3 protein-coding genes are annotated in these 4,438 nt (G+C 70.8%); all 3 read left to right on the forward strand.

Translation table 11 applies throughout. From position 1 onward, the window contains the following. On the forward strand, positions 1-438 hold a 438-nt coding region (locus AC13HU_RS32930; protein WP_483045650.1), incomplete at its 5' end, for a DUF4232 domain-containing protein. Positions 439-889: 451 nt separating this feature from the next. Next, on the forward strand, positions 890-2,056 hold the full coding sequence (gene rhaI, locus AC13HU_RS32935) for an L-rhamnose isomerase (RefSeq protein ID WP_483045651.1): 1,167 nt from the start codon (positions 890-892) through the stop codon (positions 2,054-2,056). Positions 2,057-2,324: 268 nt separating this feature from the next. Continuing rightward, a complete protein-coding gene (locus tag AC13HU_RS32940; RefSeq protein WP_483045652.1) occupies positions 2,325-4,364 on the forward strand; it encodes a bifunctional aldolase/short-chain dehydrogenase in 2,040 nt (679 codons plus the stop codon). Positions 4,365-4,438: the final 74 nt, after the last annotated feature.

Raw genomic sequence — 4,438 nt, forward strand, 5'->3', positions numbered from 1 at the left:
CGCTGCCACACCGCCGACTTGAAGGCCGGCTTCGCCACGGGGGGTGACGCCAGGCCGGAGATGAACCAGACCAAGAAGCAGACGCAGGCGTACATCTGGTTCACCAACACGAGCAAGCGCACCTGCACCGTGTCCGGCTTCGCCGGTGTCGACATGGTCGGCGCGCAGAAGACCGACGGCACCTGGTCGCTGCGGCGCTCCTCCCAGAAGCCCGTGAAGATCACCCTGAAGCACGGGGACACGACGGACTTCAGCATCACCCTGGCTCCGGTCGCCAGGTCCACGCCGAAGAAGGAGAAGTTCGTCCCGGCGAAGTTCCTGGTCACCCCGCCCAACGAGACGAAGCACTTCACCCTGACGTGGCCGTTCGGCGGCCAGATCCTCAAGCAGGACGGCGCCACCCGCCCTGCCACCTACCTCAACCCGATCGGGCGGTAGCCGGCGGGACGACCGCTTTGGTTCCTTCAGCTGGTGGGCCGCCGCACGCACCTCCGGGTGGTGCGGCGGCCGTGTCTGGGACCCGGCCGCCCGACCTGCCTGCCTGCCTGCCTGCCTGGGATCAAGCCATCGGGCACGCCCGCGGCTTCCCGGGACCGCACCGAGCACCGGCCAGCCGGCCGTCCGGCCGCGGATTACGACGCGGAGCGCCCGCCTCCTCCGGCTTCGGCGCGCCGCGCTTGCGTTTCACGGCGTGAAATGATTCATCGCGCTCCCCTCGACGCCTCTCAGCGCCCCTCGACACGCACCGCGCGAACCCGCCGAAGCACAGCGCCGAGGCGGGATTCCACCTGCCGTAGATCGGGCGGCGTACGCCTTGACAGCGTTTCGGCACGCCCCTATCTTCGTGACGTGAATCGATTCATTTCAAACCGTCGGCGGAGGGTCGCACATGCCTGATCTGTCGGCGGTGAAAGCGGCACTGAGGTCCCAGGTGATCGAGACCCCGTCCTGGGGGTACGGCAACTCCGGCACCCGGTTCAAGGTCTTCGCCGAACCGGGCGTGCCCCGGGACCCGTTCGAGAAGCTGGACGACGCCGCCCAGGTGCACGCCGCGACCGGGGCCGCCCCGGTGGTCTCCCTGCACATCCCGTGGGACGCGGTCGGCGACTACGACGCGCTGGCCCGGCACGCGAAGGAGCGCGGGCTCCGGCTCGGCGCGGTGAACGCGAACGTCTTCCAGGACGACGCGTACCGGCTCGGCTCGGTGGCCAACCCCGACCCGCGGGTGCGCCGCAAGGCCCTTGACCACCTGCTGAGTTGCATCGACATCATGGACGCGACCGGCTCGCGCGACCTGAAACTGTGGTTCGCCGACGGCACCAACTACCCCGGCCAGGACGACATCACCGCCCGCCAGGACCGCCTGGCCGAAGCACTCGCCGAGGTGTACGAACGGCTCGGCGAGGAGCAGCGGATGCTGCTGGAGTACAAGCTCTTCGAGCCGTCGTTCTACACCACCGACGTGCCGGACTGGGGCACTTCGTACGCGCACTGCTTGACCCTGGGCGAGCGGGCGCAGGTCGTGGTGGACACCGGGCACCACGCGCCGGGCACCAACATCGAGTTCATCGTCGCGTTCCTGCTGCGGCAGGGGAAGCTCGGCGGCTTCGACTTCAACTCCCGCTTCTACGCCGACGACGACCTGATGGCGGGCGCGGCCGACCCGTTCCAGCTCTTCCGCATCCTGCACGAGGTCGCCAAGAACGGCGGCTTCGCACCGGAGACCGGGGTCGCGTTCCTGCTCGACCAGTGCCACAACATCGAGGGGAAGATCCCCGCGGTCATCCGCTCGGTGATGAACGTCCAGGAGGCCACCGCGAAGGCGCTGCTCGTCGACCTGGACGCGCTGCGGGCCGCCCAGGCCGCCGGCGACGTACTGGGCGCCAACGCGGTGCTGATGGACGCGTACGACACGGACGTACGGCCGCTGCTCGCCGAGGTGCGCCAGGAGCAGGGGCTCGACCCCGACCCGCTGGCGGCCTACCGGGCTTCCGGCTACCAGGAGCGGATCGTCGCGGAGCGCGTCGGCGGCACGCAGGCCGGCTGGGGCGCGTAACTCACTTTATGTGCACCGGCGTTGGGGGCACGCCGTACGCTCCCGGGGGCACCCGCACAGCGCGGCGCCGTAGGCTCGACCGACGCACCGAAGTCCGCCCGATTCCGTACGACCAGATACGAACACGTACGAACCCGACCGATCCCCTGCGAACTCCTCCAACTCCCGCCAGCTCCAGCCGATTTCGTCCGACCACGCTCGACCCGCCCGATCTCACCCGCGAAACCGGAACCCGACCCGGACCCGGACCCGAAGGAAGACGACCGTCATGACCCTCTCCCCCGAGGCAGCGGCGCTGCTCGCGCGCTCCAACCGACTGGGCGCCGACCCTCGCAACACCAACTACGCGGGTGGCAACACCTCCGCGAAGGGCACCGCCCCCGACCCGGTGACCGGTGCCGACACCGAGCTGATGTGGGTCAAGGGCTCCGGCGGCGACCTCGGCACGCTGCGCGAACCGGGCCTTGCGGTACTGCGCCTGGACCGGTTGCGCGCGCTCACCGAGGTCTACCCGGGCGTCGAGCGCGAGGACGAGATGGTCGCCGCGTTCGACTACTGCCTGCACGGCAAAGGCGGCGCGGCTCCCTCGATCGACACCGCGATGCACGGCCTGGTGGACGCCGCCCATGTCGACCACCTGCACCCCGACTCCGGTATCGCGCTGGCCTGCGCGGCCGACGGCGAGGCGCTCACCAAGGAGTGCTTCGGCGACACCGTGGCGTGGGTGCCGTGGCGCCGCCCCGGCTTCCAACTCGGCCTGGACATCGCCGCGGTGAAGCAGGCCAACCCCAAGGCGATCGGCTGCGTGCTCGGCGGCCACGGCATCACCGCGTGGGGCGCGACCAGCGAGGAGTGCGAGCGCAACTCGCTGCACATCATCCGCACCGCCGAGACCTTCCTCGAACAGCGCGGCAAGGCCGAGCCGTTCGGCCCGGCGCTGGACGGCTTCGAGCCGCTGCCGGCCGACGAGCGGCAGGCACGGGCGGCCGCGCTGGCGCCGCTGCTGCGCGGCCTGGCCTCCGCCGACCGCCCGCAGGTCGGCCACTTCACCGACACCCCCGAGGTGCTGGACTTCCTCTCCCGCGCCGAGCACCCCCGGCTGGCCGCGCTCGGCACGTCCTGCCCCGACCACGTCCTGCGCACCAAGGTCCGCCCGCTGGTGCTGGACCTGCCGCCGACCGCCCCGCTGGAGGCGGCCAAGGCCCGGCTGCGGGAGCTCCACGCGGAGTACCGCACGGAGTACGCCGCCTACTACGAGCGGCACGCCGCGCCCGACTCCCCCGCGATGCGCGGCGCGGACCCGGCGATCGTGCTGGTGCCGGGCGTCGGCATGTTCAGCTACGGCAAGGACAAGCAGACCGCGCGTGTGGCTGGCGAGTTCTACGTCAACGCGATCAACGTCATGCGCGGCGCCGAGGCGGTCTCGACGTACCAGCCGATCGAGGAGTCGGAGAAGTTCCGTATCGAGTACTGGGAGTTGGAGGAGGCCAAGCTGCGGCGGATGCCGGCGCCCAAGCCGCTGGCCACCCGGATCGCGCTGGTCACCGGGGCCGGCTCGGGCATCGGCAAGGCCATCGCGCACCGGCTGGTGGCCGAAGGGGCCTGCGTGGTCGTCGCCGATCTCGACGCGGCGAACGCAGCTGCCGTCGCGGAGGAGTTGGGCGGCCCGGACAAGGCCGTCGCGGTGACCGTCGACGTGACCTCCGAGGAGCAGATCACCTCCTCCTTCGAGCAGGCGCTGCTCGCCTTCGGCGGGGTGGACCTGGTGGTCAACAACGCGGGGATCTCGATCTCCAAGCCGCTGCTGGAGACCACCGCCCGGGACTGGGACCTCCAGCACGGCATCATGGCCCGCGGCTCGTTCCTGGTCTCCCGCGAGGCCGCGCGCGTGATGACCGAGCAGGACATGGGTGGCGACATCGTCTACATCGCCTCGAAGAACGCGGTCTTCGCCGGCCCCAACAACATCGCGTACTCCGCGACCAAGGCCGACCAGGCCCACCAAGTCCGTTTGCTCGCAGCCGAGTTGGGCAGCCACGGCATCCGTGTCAACGGCATCAATCCCGACGGTGTGGTGCGCGGCTCCGGCATCTTCGCGGGCGGCTGGGGCGCCCAGCGCGCGGCGGTCTACGGCGTCGAGGAGTCGAAGCTCGGCGAGTTCTACGCCCAACGCACCCTGCTCAAGCGGGAGGTGCTGCCCGAGCACGTCGCGAACGCGGTGTTCGCGCTGACCGGCGGCGACCTCACGCACACCACGGGCCTGCACATCCCCGTGGACGCGGGCGTCGCGGCAGCGTTCCTGCGCTGAACGGGCTTACGGGTACGGGCCGTTGGCGGTAGGCAGCGGGCGGGAGCGGGGTGGGGCGTGCGGTACGTATGCCC

The sequence above is a fragment of the Streptomyces sp. NH27 genome (assembly GCF_056859195.1).

Bases quoted from the DNA above. Each gene is read 5' to 3' on its own strand.
- rhaI (WP_483045651.1), top strand. From the start codon at position 890: ATGCCTGATCTGTCGGCGGTGAAAGCGGCACTGAGGTCCCAGGTGATC.
- AC13HU_RS32940 (WP_483045652.1), top strand. From the start codon at position 2,325: ATGACCCTCTCCCCCGAGGCAGCGGCGCTGCTCGCGCGCTCCAACCGA.